Origin of the sequence: Oligoflexus sp. (genome assembly GCF_035712445.1) — a bacterium.
Taxonomy (GTDB): Bacteria; Bdellovibrionota_B; Oligoflexia; order Oligoflexales; family Oligoflexaceae; genus Oligoflexus.
In genome coordinates, this window is record NZ_DASTAT010000132.1 from 25,039 (window position 1) to 42,776 (window position 17,738).

The following is a 17,738-nucleotide window of genomic DNA, read 5'->3' on the forward strand; positions in this document are numbered from 1 at the left end:
ACAATTCCTTCGTTATTACGAATTACGCACATATCCTCGGTGCCCCGCAATTCCGCTTGAGCGTAATCGTATAACTCACGAAGACTAGAAATCAATTACTTCAGCATTGGCTATCCGGCCGGACGAGGGCCCACAGAACCCTCGTGCATTTGCGAACCCCTGAGCCCTGCCAGCCACCGATTCTTTTCCATGGTCATACCTGGTTCCAGCGCTGCAATGACTTCCGGGCGCAAACGCTCCGGGGCGATGATGCGATGCAGGGATCCTACCTGCAGTGCCCGTTGTACGCTGTGCTCGTGGTCGAATTCCTCCGCTATCTGTCCGACCATCAGGGCGCGTACCTGTCCAAGCTTGACTTCAAGCTGCTTATAAAGGTCTTTCTTCAGGGTCGCATCCGCCTTTTTCAAAGCGTCCTGGAGCGCGACGATATCCGGATGCTGCTGGGCCCTGAGTTCCACTTCCCCGGCGAAGACCACACCCGCAGCCGGGGCTCCACCAATGACGGAGGCATAGGTGCCTTCCAGAGCCAGAATCTGGAGATTATCGTTCAGAGTCTTCGAGAAGACCACATAGGCGCCTCCGTGAAAGCGGGACACCACGCAGAAGACGATAGGTCCTGAAAAATTCACCACAGCGCGCCCGATCTCGGCTCCGAATTCGAGTTGGCAAAGGCGCATCGACTCCGGTGAACCGTCAAATCCCGAAAGGTTGGCGAGAACGACCAGAGGCCGGACGCCACTCGCGGCGTTGATGGCCCGCGCGATTTTTTTCGAGGCGAGTGGGAACAGTGTTCCACCCGTCCACTGTTCAGGTCCATCCGCATGCACGGCTCCCTTTCGATGCATGGGTTTCGATTCAATGCCGAGCAGACAGACGGGATGGCCGCCGAGATGCGCATCCCATACCACCGCGTTTTCAGCGTCGAGCATATCCGCCCAGCGTTCCAGGGGAGCATGGTCCTGGTCGATGGTCGCCCGCATGATTTGCCTTATTTCAAAGGGTTTTTTGCGTCCCGGATTATCAAGGGGCGCGAACACCTGACCCACCACCGCAAACTCACCTCCATGCGGATAGGTGCAGACATCACGATCGATCGGATCATGAGTCACGGCGGGTCTTGGGAAGCGTTCACCCGGCGCCACGTAGCTGTGTTCATAATGCTGCAGAAGTATCGTGCAGGCTTCGGCCGCATCCTGCGCGAAATACTGGGCCTGGCCGTTGATGCCCATGATCCTTGAATACCCACCAATCCCAAGATCATCCTCGGCTGAGACACCGCCTGAATAATCCAGGGCCCTTTTCCCTGTCAGGACCATTGCGCTTTGAGGCAGCATGATCAGGACGCCCTTCGTATGCATCAGCATGGTGGCTTCCGCGTTCCAGTAGGGCTGCGCTCCGACATTGATCCCCATGACGACGATGTTGATCTCGCCCCCGTGCTGGGTGAAGTCTATGATTTTTCGCAGCGCTGCAGCGATCCAGTCCATGTTTTCCGTGCCGCTGTCCATCGCGATCTTCGCCCCGGACGAGATGGCGAACCATTCCACAGGAGCGTTCCGCGCTTGCGCAAGATCAAGGGCTGCGATGATGCGCCGACATTCGGGTTCGGAAAGATTGCCCAGCCCGCGCGAGGGATCACCGAGCAGAATCACCCGCTGCATGCCTTCAGGATAGCGTTCTGTATCATGCCGGATGGTCCCAACGACGATATTGCTGCGATTCTCTCCCCAGGGTCGATTCACCGGCTGGAGCATTCCATCCACAAGATCATATTCCTGAAAACAACCCCTGGGAAAATTCGATTGCGCGTCTTCTTCACGGCAGTACATGCGGATCAATTCATAGGGATAGATCAAGGATCGTTGTCGCAGCTTTATCACCTTTTGCTGGTATTCGGTCAGAGCCTCGACCGTTTGCTCACTGGGAGCGAGGTCGTGTATCGTCAAATCCATGCCGCTGGGTTTTTTGAATTCCAGCAGTCGATCGTGAACCCGGCCGGTTGCTGGATCTTTGACAGGTCCTCGCCACAGCAGCTTTTCCAGACCCAGATGTTCCGAGCCGCGCGCCAGGGATCGGGCGATCTGATAAAGCTCCTGACGGCCCAGATCCAGGACGGGCCAGACACGCAGCTCAATCACATTCCAGTGGAGTCGGTTGCGTGGTCTTTGCATCTGCACGGAACGAATGCTGGCAAAGCAATCGCTCACAAGGTGTTCAAGATGGGGCAGGCTCATGACGCGGCCATCGGCATCACGGATGGCGTGAAGCTCCCGCACCTCGGCCATGGCCACCAAACGTTCGTCCTTGGGATTCTGCCGGGCCACCGCGCGGAAGAGGAAGATCGAAGGGGCGGACGGCAGGCGTTCGAGATTGAAATTGCGCCAGCGTTCCAGCTGCAGGCGATCGGCAAAACTGGGATGAAAATTTTGAAAGAAGGTGGACTCATGCAATCGTCCCTCATCATCCCGCTGCAGGGTAAGGAAGCTGCAGGTTTCCGCAGCAGGGCCCCGACCATGAAGAGTCACGCGCCGCAGATTGTCTGGCCAGATCGTATCCTGCAGGTCGGCCTGGATATCGGCAACGCTCACGCCGTCACCCAGGAAGAGTTCAATCGTGTGCATGCTTCCATGCGCGTTGCGTTCCAAAAGCAGCAAAAGATTATCCTTCAGTCCTTGCCTGCCCCGAGGTTCGATATAAAAGGCTGTCAATAGCCCAGGTTTATGATCGATTTGCAGCTGGCATGACAGAGACGGAGGGACCGTTGATGCTCCTTCATGCCAGGCTTCGGTTTGATGCTGACAGTAGTAGCGGCTCAATAAGAGTCCCAGCAGCTGGACTTTTTGCGCCGCAGTCCCTTGGCAGAGACGCTGCATCAGCATCGGACCCAGAGGATAGGGGACATCAATCAATGCCTGCCAGATATCGCGGCGATGAGGCTCTCGTTCCAATTGGGTCAAAAGCTGCTCGGCCTGGGCCAGGCTACGGGTTTTCGTTCGTTCAAAGAGCGCTTTTTCAAAGCGGGCATATTTCAAATGAAGACAAAGTTCGTAAAGATCCTGAAAACGATTCTGAGCGATAGACTGCAGATCCTGGAGGCACTTGAGTTCACGAGTGGCGGCCGGGCCCGTCGGCACGGGAAGGTTTCGTAGGAATTCCAGCAGAGCGTTGACTATCTGAAGCTGGGCGGGCTCAGCACACTTGCTTTGATAGAGCCAGTACAAGGCATCGCGCTGCGCGCCGTCTTTTGTTCCGTCTTCACGGTAAAGCCGCAGCGCCCGCTCCAAATCCACCAGGAATGCGGCGGGCAGAGCCACGGTTTTTTCCGGCGTGCGGAGGTAGGTGATCAGGTGGTCTTCGCTTGCAAAATGATCCAGTTCATCATCGGGCAAAGGATGAGGATGTTTGCGGAAGAGGCGTTTAATCGCGATGAAGCTAGTCAAAAGCTCATGGATCTCCGCCTGTGCCTCGGCAATATCGAGAGTCGCGAGATACTGCTGATAGCTCCGCAATTCCAAGGGGAGGGCATCAGGATCAACATCATAACCGAGCAGCACAGCTTTCAGATAAAAACCGTGGAGGCCATGCATCGACTCACTCGCATGCTGCAGCCAAGGCTGGAATGCGGCATCGGCTTCGCCCTGCGCGAGGGGCAGAGGCGATGGCGTCGTCTGCAATTGAAGCAGGGAACTGCCGCGCAGAGCGGGGGTGTTGGTCACCACAAAGACCTGCTGCACGCGCCCATCGCAAGGTGCAGTCACAGCGAGTTCCATTTTCATGGCTTCCAGAGTCAAAAGGCTGTCGCCCTTTTTCACCTGATCGCCGACCTTCACGTGAATGCTTTGTATCACGCCGGGACCGGGTGCACGCACAGTTTCGATATGCGGACGCCTGACGGTTTCATGCACACCTTCGATTTCGATTCCGAAACTTTCGCCGTCCGCATGCACGAGTATGGGAAGCAAGGGCCCGTTCACAAACTGCAGGCTGCGTTCCCACGGACTGTCCATATGGTAACGCAGCATCAGCGCGTAGCCTTGCAGTCGAAGCTGATAAAGATCCGGGCCGAGCCTCGCTATTTTGAGCGGCACAGTTTGCTGACCTATGCTCAGATGCAAGAACGGGGCGGATTCGGTACGCAGGGATGGGCGACCGCGGGCTGCGTTTTTATGGAAGCTGGACTGTTCCGCCTCGATGTGCTCGCGATAGAGCTCAAGCCCCGCCACCACATAAAATAGTTCCTGCGGGGGATCGCGCAGCCCACGAGCCTGACCATGGGCGAGCCTGACCCGTTTCAAAGAATGTTCCTTGATCAGGGCTCCTCATTCCAAAAGGATTTTGCTTTCCTTAAGGGCCTCGGTGACCCGCTCCAGAGTGTCCGTGCGATGAGAACCGCGGCAGAGCATGGTGCCGAGGGAGGCGCCCGCGGCGACGTCATCACCTTCGCGCACCCAGGATTCGACTTGCACGCCAGCGGCGAGCATAGGACGAAATACGTTTAAACGTAGAGTTTTCCGGCCCGGATCACGAGCTGCGACAGGCAGCGAGAGGGCCATGAAATGACTTCGCGTTTGATCCCAGTCGTGATCCAGCGTGCCACCAGCGGCAAGGTAGAGTCGGGTTTTACCGATATCCATGCCCAGGGCCTCTTCCAGAAGGAGCTCATGCTCGGCAAGGCAGGACTGCCTATCGTAAAGCCAGGCCTTGTCTGTCTCCGGTTCATAAAGAAAACGAACCGAGCTGCAGAGGGCAGGGCCCTCGGCGTTTAGCAACTGGCGGCTCCAGCTTTGCAGCTGTTCCCTAAGTCCAGTGGAAAGATCCGGAGGAGGCATCTCTTCCCAAAGCGTCTGCCCGGCTTCTTCCACGAGTTCCAGTATATTCAAAGCCTGCACATGACCCTCGGCATCGCGCAGGACAGGAACAGTCAGAATTCGTGCATCGCTTGTGAGAGCCTCAATATAAAAATCGCTGCGCAAGGATTCGCGAGCTGCGATACGGCCTACCATTTCCCAGGCCGCGGGCCAATCCTGGGCCTCGGCGACAGTCCAGGTTTCCGCGGCTGCATGCGCATGAGCCGCTACGATTTTCAGCGGGAATCCCAGGCTTTCGGCCTGAAGGGCCGCCCGCGCGCGATCGTGTATCGACAATTCCTGCCAGGGCAGCAGGGGAATATCCAGTTGAGCGGCCCTATGTTTCAGAGCCAGGGCGTTGTCATCAAGCGGCTGACACCCGAGCATCGTGATTCGCAAAGACGCACAGATTTCACTGAAAGGACCTCGCTGCGCGGCATAGGAGGCATCGAGCCACAGCATGTCGACCTGATGAAGCTCCAGCTGCTCATAGAGAAAATTCCAGGATGCGGGCACCGCTGTCGAATCCCAGGGGATAAGCACATCCGCGTTACGAGCGAAGCGCTGGGCATCAAGCTCCCTATCGTAAAATGCGAGACTTCGCACCTGACATTGATAATCACGATTGAAGGCGCGGAGGCTTTGCAGACAGCGCCAGAGCTGAGCACCCTCGGCGAGTATTGCAAGATTGCGTGGGCACTTCTGTGGATCGAGACCCTTCCGCTTCATGTTTGCTCTCCCTCATGCCTATTTCTACGAAACGAAAGCTTGCAGAATGTGTTCCAGTTTCTGGAAGGCTTGGTTCTGCTGCTTTCAAGCTTCTCCCTCAGGTCGCGCTTGCTTATATGCCGCTCAACGCTCGAAATAGAGCAGCTGGGAAATTTTATGAGGGGGTTCCCCGAGGTTTCCGGTATCAAGGTTGGTGCGTTCAAAAATAGCAGAAGTCTGAATGGGCCCTGGCATCGAAGGAGAGTGTGGACCCGGTTCGCAGCCATAAGGATCAAACCGGGTAACTGAACGCGATCAGGGCAGCGTCATCTGCCAGCCCATCGCAACGTCATAGGACTTATCTGAAGGCACAATCATAAAACCAAAGCGTGAACGATTGCGGCGATTGTTCAGAGCTTCATCGTCGTCATCGTCATCGCGGTCACGATCCCGATCGCGATCGCGGGCTTCGTCATCATCCCGGTCCCTATCCTTGTCCCGCTTCTTTTTACGCAGAGCATCCAGCTTCCGCATATCCAAAGGATCATAGAGAGCTTCATAGACGCTCAGACCATAAAGCCCCACGAAGGCGAAGAGGAAATACTTCTGTTCCTTCTGCGCATCCTTCACTGATTTTTCATTGGCGTTCAAAAAATTCACCACGAAAGGATTCTGAGCGGCCTGGGCGGGCGTCAGGTTCCGGGTGGCGTCGGTAGCGGCGGCGTTGCCGGCATCCACTTTTTTCATGCGATCATAGTATAAAGCCAAAGAGCCGACCTGTCCGACGGCGAAGGCTGAGCCGATTCCGCGGTAACCTTCGGTAAACTGGGGAATGCCCAGGGGAAGGAGGTACCAGTACTTATAACGCTGGCCCTTGGCGCGGCGCTTGTCCATCTTGCCAAAGGCGCGGTCAACCGCGTTATTATCCGAATCCCGGGACGCCACGAGGTGACCGTCCTGAAGGATATTGTCACTGGTCAGGTCGGAAGCATCGACTGCATTCAGGTCAAACTGAGGGCGGATCTTTTCCTCCAGGGTACCCGCCTCGGCCATCGCTTTTGCAGAAAAAAGCAGCGTTGTGCTGAAAAATAGTCCTGTGATCTTTAGGAAATTCCGTCGCATATCTGTCCCCCCAAGAAAGGCGAATCGAAGCACTATCGGCATTCCGCCCTGAAATCTTGAATGGAAAATAATCTTACTCGGGCGTAACGAATGGAGAATTTGCAAAGGCGAAGTTCGATTCTGATCCGGCGTAAGAATCGAGGGGGGCCGGAACGAGGCTTTGGAATCTTACATGGAAAAACGTTCCAAAATCACGGCGCTCAGTGCCGGGTATGACAGAGGTTTTTTCGTTAAAAGAGCTTATCTCAAGCGCCTCATGCGATTGAGCGATAAGATCCGTAGCAATAGAGTTCCCCTGTAGCATCGGTCCATTCCTCCATCAGCCCTGGTTCAGAGCTTTGGCAGAGACGTACTTAGCGGCAGTCTCTTATTTAAGGTAAGGAGTCCGGGCATGCAGCAGTATCGAGATAAAAGGGTCGCCGTCGTCGCGAGCACGAAAGAGGAAGGGGATATCCTCTTCCATATCCTGCGTTCATTTGGAATCGAACAGATCCGGGTGATGCTGGACAGCCGGGAGGTTTTGAACCTGGACCCCCAGGAGACTTTCCACCTCTTCGTCCTCCGGCATGAAACCACAGGTCTATCCGGCATCAGTCTGATGCAGCGCATACGCGCCAGCGGGCATTATGGAACGGAGAACTATCTGATCCTGGTGGATTCCATTAGTGAAGCGATGAAGCCTGTCTTTGAGGAATTCGATGTCCGCTATGTCCTTCCCAAACCCTTCACGGCCGATCGGATTGCCAGTCGCCTGGAATCCCTTCTGCGGGCCGAGTCGGAATTGAATCCCTTCGAGATCACGATGCGCAGTGCGCGCGGAGCCTATTATTCCGGGCTTTTGACGATGGCTCGGGAACTCTGCCTCAGCCTTTTCCGAACCCATGGCTATCAGGAGCGGATCCTCACGCTCCTGGGCGAAATCGCTTTGAAGGAAAAGAAGACCAGCGAGGCGCGGAAGTTCTTCACCGCCGCTTTGAAAGTGAATCCAGGATTTTTGCCGGCGACCCATCGCATGGCCGTCTCGCATATGTATGACAGGAACTTTAAAGAGGCGGCGTCGATGCTCGATGAGCTTTTGCCGCGCAATCCCCTTAACCTTCAGCTGCTGGCGGATTCCGGCCAGGCCAGCTATGAGGTCGGCAATCACGATAAGGCCCGGCTCACCATGCTGCACCTGAAGCAGCTGGATGAAAAGGATCGCCTGGCTGCGGATGTGCTCGCCAAGGTTGCGATGGCCGAGGGCCGCGTGCTCGATGCCTGCCGTCATCTGCGCAAGAGTCATAGTGATGCTGAACTCGTGCAGTTTCTGAATAATGAAGGTGTACGTCTGTCCAAAGAAAAGGATCTGGATGGGGCCATTCGCATGTATGAACAGTGCCTGGGTGAGGTGCATGAAAGCGAGTTCGCCCATGCGATCTACTATAACCTGGGACTTGCTCATGCCAAGCGCCGGGAACACGGACCTGCGGCTCAGTATTTTCAGATGGCCCTGGCCCGGAAGCCGGATTTCGTGAAGGCCCAGCAGGCCCTGGCGCGACTGGAGCCGATCGGCGCGTGATCGTGAAGGCTCAGTAGGCCGTCGTGCGACTGGAGCCAATTAGTATCTGTCATTTCAAAGTCGAGGGGCCTTGTGGGCCCCTTTTTTACACCCAAAAGCCAAGGGTTTAAAGAAGGATTCTGCACACGACAAAAGTCACCTTCACCAAAATGTATGGCATTATTGCTCTATTGTTACAGCATCGTACATGATTCAGTCAATTATCGCCTATGCCTTCCGATAAGGAATTATAAGATTTGCTGCACACAAGCAATAGAGGGAAGCCCCGCAATGCGATTTGGACGTTACATCGTAGGATTGCCCAGCCAGGACAACGATACCTTGCATCGTTCCCAAAACACCGAGGCGCCCCCATCGCAGGATAATGAGCAGGATGTCAACGGCTCCGAACAAAAGGATGCTGATGCCATAGTATGATCCCAGACTCTCTTTTCCCAATCCTGGGAAGGCCTAAGCTTGCATGGTGGAGGGGGCTGACATGAGTCAGTCCCTTCGGTTTTTTGGGGGCAATGCGTCGTGAATCGCATCCGCGAGGCAGCGGCCCAGACGCTCGATCTTATCCCCGGATAAAGGCACGTCATCCAATTGATAATCAGTGAAATCTTCGGCCCAGCTCGACAGAAGATGCTTCGGCACGTCGAGGGAAATCGAGGGCACGCTGCGAATGTGCTGACCGCTCAGGAACGCGGACGATGCGCAGTAGGGAACATTTTCCAGCTGCGGATAGTCGGCGTCATTCAGCGCGTTTTGAATGGAGGCCACAAGGCGAGGATCCGCCCAGCGCTGACCGTGATCGTCGGCTGTGATGAGGTCGATGCTGCGCCGGTATTTGTGATCGCGCGCTTCGATGAATTGCGTCACGTAATCTTCCAAACGCTGGAAGGAAACGGGCAGGATATAACGGCTGCCGTTGCCATCCACGGGACAGAAGCTCGCCATCGAATGCACGTCGATCAGATAAGCCGCGTGGCCCGCTCTCATTTCCTCATAAAGCGCCGTCACGCGATCGAGCGTCTTTTGATGAATGGCCAGAAAACTTTCCTTCAGCTCGACGAAAAGCGCGGTCGGCAGACAGGATCGCAGGCAGTGATCCATCAGCCGGCCCCCGTCAATGATGGCGCGGGGATAGTTCACACAGACGACCTGGCTCGATACGTCATAACGTCGAGCAAGGTTATGAGCGATGGCATGAGCCAGCTCATCCGCACCGACATCGCGTTCTATCGCTAAATATGTTTCGAAAAGCGGCCACACTGCTTGAAGTCGCGCATCGGCGGCTATCATCGGAAACGCCTCCAGGAAATCCTTGGCGTCTGCACCATGCGGTGATATCAAAAGCACCCGAGACGGACCGCCTGCCTCGTAGGTGGTTTCTTTCAAACTTTGGTAGGTCATAGGGTCTGGGTTTCTCCCCGGTCGATGGCTTGCATCTTAACATGAGTCCGCGGACCATGCTATGGTGATCGCTGGATTATAACGGAAGGAGGACGCGGGTGGAACTCATCAATCATTGCCGTCGTGAGGTCTTTAAAAGACTCTGGAAACATTACACGCAGCTCGTGCCGGATGTGGCGAAGCTGAACCAGGCGTTCCAGGCTCGCGGTGAAGAGTGGACCGAAGATCACGTGGCTTATCGCACCTTGCCCGGTGAATTCACCGGCGCTCATATCCTGCAGGGTGTGTTCGAAGTCCTCGGCTACACGCGCAAAGATGATTATTTCTTTGACGCGAAGCAGCTGAAAGCGTTCTGGCTCTGTCCACCGGATGTGACCGGGCACACGCGCGACGCTTCGCCCAAGATCTTCGTTTCGGAATTGATCCCGACCAAATTCTCCTCGGACTTTCAGGAAGTCATTCGCCGCCTGACGTCGCAGGTGACCGCTTCCCCTTTGCGCCGCATCCAGCAGCTGCGTGATCAGGTGAAAGCCGGCAAGCAGGACGCCGCTGATGCATTGATCAAGGAATGCGTAACGCTGCTCACGACCTTCCCTTCATGGAATCGGCCGAGCCTTCGCGATTATGAAGTCCTGAAGAAAGAGAGCGAGTACGCGTCGTGGACCATGCTCTATGGGCATCAGATCAATCACTTCACCGTCAGCGTTCATCTTCTGAAATCCTTCAAGGGGATAAAAGAACTCGCCGACTTTTTGGAGAAGGATGTGAAGGTGCCGATGAACAAGGTGGGCGGTGTCGTGAAGGGCACGCCTGATCTTCTTCTGGAGCAGATTTCGACGATGGCCGTGGATATGGAGTACGAATTCCAGGAAGGCCTGGAGAAGGTGCCTTACGGCTTTGTGGAATTCGCGTATCGCTATCCCCTGGCTGGTAAGAAAACGGATGGCCAATGGCAGTCGTACTATCAGGGTTTTGTGACTTCGAACGCCGATAAGATTTTTGAATCGACCTTCAAATGAAACAAAAAGGCCTCGGTTTTTGATGACCGAGGCCTTACCATTGCGACCCAAGCTTGTTTCCAGCTTGAATGTTCCAACGAATCCTACTTCACATCCTTGCAGCAGCGAAAGCTCAGATGATAGTTCGCGTGACTATCAGGGTGACGCAAACGTGTGCCGTGCCAGTACGGGGCGCGCCAACGGCAGTGATCCGGATGTGCCTGGTATTTATCCCAGATAAACCAGCTGCCCTTCATTTCCGTGTAACCGAGTTCCTTGCTGCCTTTGCTCGCCATCTCTTCGGCCTTGGTCGGCAGATTCATGTGCTCCGCGGCGTTGCCATGCAGATCGAAGACTTCCAGCGCGCTCTTGCAATCCGGGAAGGAGCCGACGGGATAGGTGTTCGAACCGCAGCGCTGCCAGTCGCCACCGTTGCAGCCGTCGTCCTTGATGGAGTTCATGCCGCAGATCCCTTTTTTACGTTCCTTGCCATAGGAATAGACAGCGTTCTTATCCGCCACGCGATTATGCGCGAGGCGGCGCTGCCTTATTTTGTTTTCAGGTGATGCGTCCTTGAAGGTATCAAAGGCGTAATCCGGCTCCTCCAAAGCGCCGGCGCAGGCCCCTTCCCACTCATGCGCATCACAGATACGTTTGCCGATGGACGTGCAGATGTCGGCGGCTTCCACCGCGCGGGTCCAGACGACTGGATATTCACAGGGCACATTCGGGAATTCAAACTGGTCGATGCACACTTTCGCAGCTTCCGCTTTCTCCTTGGCGGGATTATAAAGGGGAGCCATGTAAGGTGCACCGCAGATTTTTTCAAACTGCGGGTTTTCGAAAGTGACGCCAGCTTTCTTCGCTTTGTCGAGGCACTGCTCGGTGGTCATCGGGTGATGGGTGACTTTCGGATTGCCCTGGCCGATATAAGCCGAACGGCTGTGGAATTTCTCCAGGACCTTTTTATAGTCCTGAATCAAAGTCTCACGCTCCACCGCAAACGTGGGAGTTGCCCATAAAGCGATCAGAGCCAGGCACGTGGAAAGGGACCGCAGGATCATATCTGTCTCCTTGGACGAACAGCGAGAGCTGAAACACTGACATCCATCATAACCAATTCGCGGCATGCAGGTCCAGTTGGCTTGGATGATCGGGTGAGGGCTTGCATCGCACGTCGTTTTCGATGTACCTAAAGGATGGACACGGGGATGTGCATCCCTTCCATGACCTTTCATCGCATTGAGGAGCCTCTATGAAACTTTTTGCTGCCCTGCTTCTTGCAGGAACCCTTGCCGCTCAGCCTTTGGCTGCGCAGAGCGGTGGCCGGGCCAAGCAGGCGATCGTCCACGCGGGAATTGATGAGGGTGGCCTTGCGCTCGGTGGAGACTTTTTGGTCAACGACACCGCCACGGAAAGTTACGGCGGCTATCTGCGGATCTTTTCCAAGGACGAGGACAAAGGGGCTCCCGCGATCTTTGCGATCGGCGCATCGGGTCGTGGTCATGTGAAGGTTGGTATTTTTGAATACTACCTGTCGCCCGGGTTCGGACTGATTCATCACAGTCTGGATGAATCGGAGGTCCTCTTCGGGCCGACCTTGACCTATGGTTTGACTGCGGATCTGGATCAGTACATCGGCCTTGGCGTCGAGAACACGAAACTTTATAGCTGGATCGGCGAATACAAGGGCCTGATCAAGGACACGTTCCTGGCTCATGTGCGCTTCCGCCTGTGAGATTTTTTTATGCACTTCGGTCGCGTTCAGGATGATCGCGCTTTGGATCTGGCCCTGCCGGATCCCCGGCCGCGCACACAGGGATTTTTAAAGCTCGATCACAAGGGCCGTGGCCTCATACGCTGCGGGGCTCCGGTGTGGGTTTGCAAGGAATGGACAGGTACTGTCTATCCCGAGGGCGCGCGTCCTTCCGAATATCTCTCCGCTTATGCTCAGCATTATGATTGCGTGGAATATAACGGCTCTTTTTATCACCTGCCCGCTGCGCATCAGGTCGCGGGCTGGGTGGCCCAGGTGCCGGAGGGTTTTTCCTTCTGCCCGAAGGTGCCGCAGGATCTTTCGCATAAGATGCATCAGTCGCTTGATGTGGAGCTGATGCAAAGGTTCAAGACGGTGTGCAGCTGGTTCGAGGATCACCTGGGACTCATATTCATGCAGCTGCCCGACTGGTTTGCGCCTGCGCATTTTCCTGCTTTGGTGGGCTTCATTGAGCATTGGGATAACGCGTTTCCCCTGGCGATCGAGTTCCGGCATCCAGATTGGTTCAAGGATCATATGCTTTTGGATCCTGTCATCAATCTTCTTTTCAAAAGCAAAATAGCCACAGTCATCACCGACAGTCCTGGGCGGCGCGATGTGGTGCATATGGCTTTAACGCAGCCGAAGGTCATGGTGCGGTTTCTGGGTTGCTTCCCCTCGCGGAAGGACGATCAGCGCGTGCGGGCCTGGATGGATAGGCTGACGGAATGGGCCGAGGCCGGGATGGATGAGCTGTATTTCTTCGCTCATCAGGAAAGGCACGGAGCGATTCCGCAGACGGTGGATTTCGCGCTGCGGTATCTTTATGAGAAGCGGGTTTTACATTAATCGTCGTCCTCGGCGGGCGCTTTTTCGCAGGCCGTTCGCAGGATATTCCAGGATTGAAGGCTCAGGGCTTCTTTGCCTTCCGGCTGGGGGTAGCTCTCCCGGAGGCTGGCTACGCGTTTCGATGTTTCCGGGTGGGTCGAGAAAATATCGAGCACCGGCTTTAAAAAGCGCAGAATAGCGTGAGTCTCTTCCTTGTCGTCCTCTCGCATCGTGATCGCATCCAGCGCCGAGGCCAGGGCCTTCGGGCTGTAGCCTGTTGCCACGAGACGCTCGGCACCGAAATGATCCGCCTCCTCTTCCATTTCGCGTGATAGGGCCATTTCCCCGGCCTGTTTCATCAGCGAGGGATCGACGACAAAGGCTCCGGAAAAATCACCGACCAGAACACCCCAGGCAAAGCCGGACAGCGACGCGCGAATGAATTCACTCAGATTATGTCTGAGTTCCACATGACCCAATTCATGACCGAGAATGGCCAGCAGTTCCTCGGAACTATGAATGCGCCGCAGAAGTCCTGTTGTGACCGCGATCTTGCGGCCGGGAAGGGCAAAGGCATTCGCCATGTCCCAGTCGAGGAGCATAAAGTCGATGGGGGCCGCGTTTGCATCCTGCGGGCGAATCTTCTGTCCGAGTTCAGCCAGAATTTCGTTCGCCTGCATATCATGGCAGCCATGTTTTTCAAAAAAAGTTTCGGGAAGGAGCGAGGCGAACAGCTGGCGCTCCCTTTCCGGGCTGATGCTGCTGGCGATGCCTCGTGATAAAGGCCGCATGCCCATGATCAAGAGCGTGACGAGGACGATGACCGAGGCCAGAAGGCCGGCGATCACCGCATTTTTTCGTGAACCGCGAACCTTGTCGAGCGCGTCCAGACCTGGAAGGTTGGCAAGATCCGCGCCGGATACAAGAAGGGTCGCATCGGTTTTTCTATGCGTATAGAGTACAGCGTTGGGCTGTTTCTCCCAGTGAAGTTCGGCCATCGTCCATGTAAGGGACGGCGCATTCACCCGCTGAATGATCCACTGCCCTTGGATAAAGGACGCCTGGACTGATTCTTCGACTGGGCTTTGGCCGTCGCAAAAAATAGCGGAAAAAACCTGCTGCATGATCAGACTCCCAGCGACATGTCCACGCCCCAAAGATCACTCATGGTTTCCCCACCTGCCGAGGCAAGGTCCTTGTTTTGACGAACAGCGGAGAAATCAAACTGGCCCAACACAGCGTAACGCTGCAGAAGGCGCTGACGAGCCCAGACCGCAACCCAAGGGTAGGCGAGGCCGAGAGTCAAAGTGGTCAGAATCAGAGGCACAAAGATCATGGAGATGATATCGATGCCGGTGAGCTGCGCGCGCACAACGGTCTGATCACCGATGCGGGTATGGTTGGCATCGAAGTTCATGCGCCTGGCCAGGGCAAACGGAGTATAAAGATAGCAGGTCACGACCATCAGCAGCGCGTTTTCAATCGCGAGCCAATAGGAATCGCTGAGGCGCGCGGTATAGCTGAAGGGAACGTTGCCCCAGCGGGTGGCGTTGGTCAGATTTTTTCTAAGGTTATAAAGCAGCACCGGCAGGTAAAGACCGAGCGTCAGAGAAACGAAAATAAGGTCCAGGGCGTAGCGCTTGAAGAAAGCATTCCGCTGGCTTCGATCTATGGAAAAATATATCGAGCGGTAACGTGTGCGCGAGAGGCGATAGGCTTTACCACCCCAGATGACCAAAGGCAGAAGGCCGTAGAAGAGGAGTGTGAAAATACCGGACAGCACGGCGCCCAGAACCGGCGATTCCGCCGTGATACGGCTGCCATAGATAATGCCGGCATAGATGACTCCGTAAACCAGAAGGCCTTTGAAATAGCCGATGGCGATTTCCTTGCCGTTGCCGGTGAAGGAAAACGCGTGAGATCCGAGTTTCGTATGATTCATCAGAAAGCGCAGGCGTTCCGCGCGGGCCCAGGGGTAATAGAGGCCAAGGGTCACAAGGGTGAGCAGGGTGGTTTTCAAAAGGATCAGAAGATAGTCCAACGCCTGGCCGTTGAAACCCAGCGTGAGATCGACGGGACTTGACTGACTTTGCGGGGCGTTTTCCTGTATTTCTGTCATTTTGGCAACCTTAGCATTGAATAGAGGGGTTGATACGCCTGGGGGAGACGAGTTTGGGCGGTGTTTATTGCAGCTGGATTGATGGAGCGTCCTCAGAAAGTGACTTCGAGGCCCAGGAGTGAAGGGGGCGGGATTTTTGGGGTGAACGGAAGGGGGAAACGGACGGCTTCCGCTTCGGACCTCAGGGCGTGAATAATGAATATGATTATGTTTCGCAAGTGATATTATGGAGCTTCGCGGTGAAGTAAGTTTAACGCCTTCGCAAAGGGAAAGGACCTCAGCTCGATGCGATACTCCTGCCTTCTCGTCTTCATGCTTTCGTTCGAGGCTTTCGCTGCGCCGCATCCTGCCGAAGTTCCGGTTGTGAATCCGCCCATACTCAGGAGCGTCGACTATAGGCAGGACGCAAGGTTTCAGGTGACGGCCGGGCTTGGCAGTCTGATACCTTATTTGGGCTTTTCTCTGAACCTCGGCTACTTTCAGGAGCCGGATCGTCTTTACACTCTGTCTTATACGACAGGAGTGGATATGAAGGACTTTCTATTAAACCTTTTCCTCGGGCATGATGATGAGGTCCACGCTCGGCTGCTGACGGCCGGTTTTAAGCAGTTTTTTGCCAATAGCTTTTACGCGGAAGGCAGTGGTTTCATGCGCCGGCTCACGCAGGTCGCCACCAACGAACTTTCCTATTCGTCCCGTGAAGGCGTTGCCGACTTCACCATGGATAGCCTTGGTGTCACGCTCGCATTCGGCAACCAATGGCAGTGGCCGACCTTCACCATTGGCTGTGATTGGGTCGGGATGATGGTGCCTCTGGTTCACGGATCTTTGCGCGCGGATGAAGCGCCAGGTGTGGATCCTCAGCTTGTGGCTGAGGAAGGGGATGACTTTAAGACTTTGGTCAAGGAATCGCGGCTGACTCTGCTGCGCTTTTATTTGGGTTATACGTTTTGATGGTTGGCGCCTGCCTTAAACATAGCCCTTGGTCGCCAAACGCTTCCCTGACAGCGCATAAGCCTCATGACTCATATCCGGTGTGCCGTTCGCATCATTCCACCGATTATAAAAATTAAAAAGCGCACACACATTGATCGCATCATAGATGGCTTCATCCGACCAGCCGGCGGCTTTGAGTTCGTCGATGTCGGCCTGGTCGGTGCGGTGAGCTTCCTTCGTGATCTTGCGGACGAAGTGGAGGAGGACTTTTTCGGCTTCGGTCAGTGGCGCGGTTTCGGGGTTGGTGCAGGCGGCGCGGACCTGGTCCTCGTTACCAAGGAGTTCTGTGGCCACAGCCACGTGGGAGCCGGTGCAGAAGGCGCAGCGGTTGGTGGCGCTGGTCACGGCGGCGATGAGTTCGCGCTGGCCGATGGTCAGGGGCGAGGGGCCGCGCATGATGGCTTCGGTGAAGGCGGAGAGAAGCTGAGTCATCTCGGGTTTGTAGGCAAAGAGATGCCAGATGCCGGAGACGGGGAGCCCGGCGGCCAGATTTTTGGTGATCATTTCCCCGTAGCGTCCCTGTCTCGCGGCTGCGACTTCCTTCAGAAACATCAGTGCTCCTTTGCATGGGATGACACTTCCATCTTACCCGGCAGACCGGGATTTTGCATCCTGCGAAGGAGCCTGATTTTCAATTCAGCACAAAGGCATCGGAAACGCCCTGATAAGGCGTGATGCGGCCCGTCCAGCCGGATTTTTCATCACCCTGATGACGAATACGGTAGGTGCCCGGTTCAGCGCCTTCCGTATGCCAGGTGATGGTGACCTTCGAGTTGGCAATGCCGCTGCGTTCCCAACGGTAGGTCGTGTCGGGATCAAAATCGTAGCGAACCGGCAGGTAAACATCACCGACCAGTTTTTCCACGATCAGAAAGCTATCCTGCGTGCGGTAATTATTATTGGGATGCGCACCCCAGAACTGAACGCTGACTGTGTCCCCGCGAGTATAGGCGGCCAAAGGCTGGGTGATCACCGAACCATATTTTTTATTCAAAGGCTTATCATCCAGGAAGACCTTGGCGGTCAGGTCCACGGATTTGCCGGTGATATCCTCCGGGGTGGGACCGGCGGGAACCTCGGCATTCTGAACGATGGCGCGCGACAGCTTCACGAATTCCTGCTGAAACGCAGCCTGCTCATGCGGCCCGAACAGAGTCGCAGCCCCTTCGTACCACTGCTTCGCATACTCCTCGCGCGTGGCGAGATAGGAAGCATAAGAGTTGGCGAGACTGCTGATCACACCATAGCGCACACCCAGCGGCGCGAGTTCATTCACCACGGCCTTACGGAAACGACGGCCGGACATGGTGGTGACTTCAGCCGGAACCGCGATCAAGGCCACGCTCCCGATCTTGATGATCTGCAGCGGCATGATCTGTGGCGTCATGGTCGGGCCCTTGATATTCACATG

The 17,738-nt window shown here is 55.5% G+C and carries 15 protein-coding genes; 6 read left to right on the top strand and 9 right to left on the bottom strand.

Annotated elements, in window-relative coordinates; genetic code table 11:
• Window positions 1-110 precede the first annotated feature (110 nt).
• The 3 genes from VFO10_RS27890 to VFO10_RS27900 form a co-directional block, all read right to left on the bottom strand.
• Entirely contained in the window at window positions 111-4,295 is a 4,185-nt protein-coding gene (locus tag VFO10_RS27890) for a carboxyl transferase domain-containing protein (protein WP_325145302.1), read from the bottom strand.
• Between the two features lie 24 nt (window positions 4,296-4,319).
• Window positions 4,320-5,576: a hypothetical protein gene (locus VFO10_RS27895; RefSeq protein WP_325145303.1), complete on the bottom strand. Its 1,257-nt coding sequence runs from the start codon at window positions 5,574-5,576 to the stop codon at window positions 4,320-4,322.
• Between the two features lie 294 nt (window positions 5,577-5,870).
• On the bottom strand, window positions 5,871-6,677 hold the full coding sequence (locus tag VFO10_RS27900) for a hypothetical protein (protein WP_325145304.1): 807 nt from the start codon (window positions 6,675-6,677) through the stop codon (window positions 5,871-5,873).
• Between the two features lie 391 nt (window positions 6,678-7,068).
• Here VFO10_RS27900 and VFO10_RS27905 point away from each other — a divergent pair, with 391 nt between their 5' ends.
• Both VFO10_RS27905 and VFO10_RS27910 read left to right on the top strand, forming a co-directional pair.
• Window positions 7,069-8,235, top strand: a complete 1,167-nt coding sequence (locus VFO10_RS27905) for a tetratricopeptide repeat protein (protein ID WP_325145305.1) — start codon at window positions 7,069-7,071, stop codon at window positions 8,233-8,235.
• A 270-nt stretch (window positions 8,236-8,505) separates the two neighbouring features.
• Window positions 8,506-8,652 carry a hypothetical protein gene (locus VFO10_RS27910; RefSeq protein ID WP_325145306.1) on the top strand — a complete coding sequence of 49 codons (147 nt, stop codon included), beginning with the start codon at window positions 8,506-8,508 and terminating at the stop codon, window positions 8,650-8,652.
• A 66-nt stretch (window positions 8,653-8,718) separates the two neighbouring features.
• Here VFO10_RS27910 and VFO10_RS27915 read toward each other — a convergent pair whose 3' ends face one another.
• Entirely contained in the window at window positions 8,719-9,630 is a 912-nt protein-coding gene (locus tag VFO10_RS27915) for a hypothetical protein (RefSeq protein WP_325145307.1), read from the bottom strand.
• A 98-nt stretch (window positions 9,631-9,728) separates the two neighbouring features.
• Between VFO10_RS27915 and VFO10_RS27920 the strand changes: the two genes are divergently transcribed.
• Window positions 9,729-10,649, top strand: coding sequence for a DUF1338 domain-containing protein (locus VFO10_RS27920; RefSeq protein ID WP_325145308.1), 921 nt, complete (start codon window positions 9,729-9,731; stop codon window positions 10,647-10,649).
• Window positions 10,650-10,732: 83 nt separating this feature from the next.
• Here VFO10_RS27920 and VFO10_RS27925 read toward each other — a convergent pair whose 3' ends face one another.
• Window positions 10,733-11,692: a hypothetical protein gene (locus tag VFO10_RS27925; RefSeq protein WP_325145309.1), complete on the bottom strand. Its 960-nt coding sequence runs from the start codon at window positions 11,690-11,692 to the stop codon at window positions 10,733-10,735.
• A gap of 191 nt (window positions 11,693-11,883) precedes the next feature.
• Here VFO10_RS27925 and VFO10_RS27930 point away from each other — a divergent pair, with 191 nt between their 5' ends.
• Both VFO10_RS27930 and VFO10_RS27935 read left to right on the top strand, forming a co-directional pair.
• On the top strand, window positions 11,884-12,366 hold the full coding sequence (locus VFO10_RS27930; protein WP_325145310.1) for a hypothetical protein: 483 nt from the start codon (window positions 11,884-11,886) through the stop codon (window positions 12,364-12,366).
• Window positions 12,367-12,375: 9 nt separating this feature from the next.
• The gene (locus tag VFO10_RS27935; protein WP_325145311.1) at window positions 12,376-13,233 is read left to right on the top strand and encodes a DUF72 domain-containing protein; all 858 of its coding nucleotides are present in this window, start codon (window positions 12,376-12,378) and stop codon (window positions 13,231-13,233) included.
• Here the strand turns inward: VFO10_RS27935 and VFO10_RS27940 are convergent.
• Window positions 13,230-14,336 (bottom strand): M48 family metallopeptidase, encoded by a 1,107-nt coding sequence (locus tag VFO10_RS27940; protein WP_325145312.1) that lies wholly within the window; start codon window positions 14,334-14,336, stop codon window positions 13,230-13,232. The two genes, VFO10_RS27935 and VFO10_RS27940, sit on opposite strands and share 4 nt — an antisense overlap.
• Before the next feature lie 2 nt (window positions 14,337-14,338).
• Window positions 14,339-15,331 (bottom strand): DUF898 family protein, encoded by a 993-nt coding sequence (locus tag VFO10_RS27945; RefSeq protein ID WP_325145313.1) that lies wholly within the window; start codon window positions 15,329-15,331, stop codon window positions 14,339-14,341.
• A gap of 285 nt (window positions 15,332-15,616) precedes the next feature.
• On the opposite strand from VFO10_RS27945, the gene VFO10_RS27950 reads away from it, so the two are divergent.
• Window positions 15,617-16,285: a hypothetical protein gene (locus VFO10_RS27950; protein WP_325145314.1), complete on the top strand. Its 669-nt coding sequence runs from the start codon at window positions 15,617-15,619 to the stop codon at window positions 16,283-16,285.
• A gap of 15 nt (window positions 16,286-16,300) precedes the next feature.
• Here the strand turns inward: VFO10_RS27950 and VFO10_RS27955 are convergent, their stop codons facing one another.
• Window positions 16,301-16,879 (bottom strand): peroxidase-related enzyme, encoded by a 579-nt coding sequence (locus VFO10_RS27955; protein ID WP_325145315.1) that lies wholly within the window; start codon window positions 16,877-16,879, stop codon window positions 16,301-16,303.
• A gap of 79 nt (window positions 16,880-16,958) precedes the next feature.
• Window positions 16,959-17,738: neutral/alkaline non-lysosomal ceramidase C-terminal domain-containing protein (locus VFO10_RS27960; RefSeq protein ID WP_325145316.1), on the bottom strand; the 780-nt coding region annotated here is incomplete at its 5' end.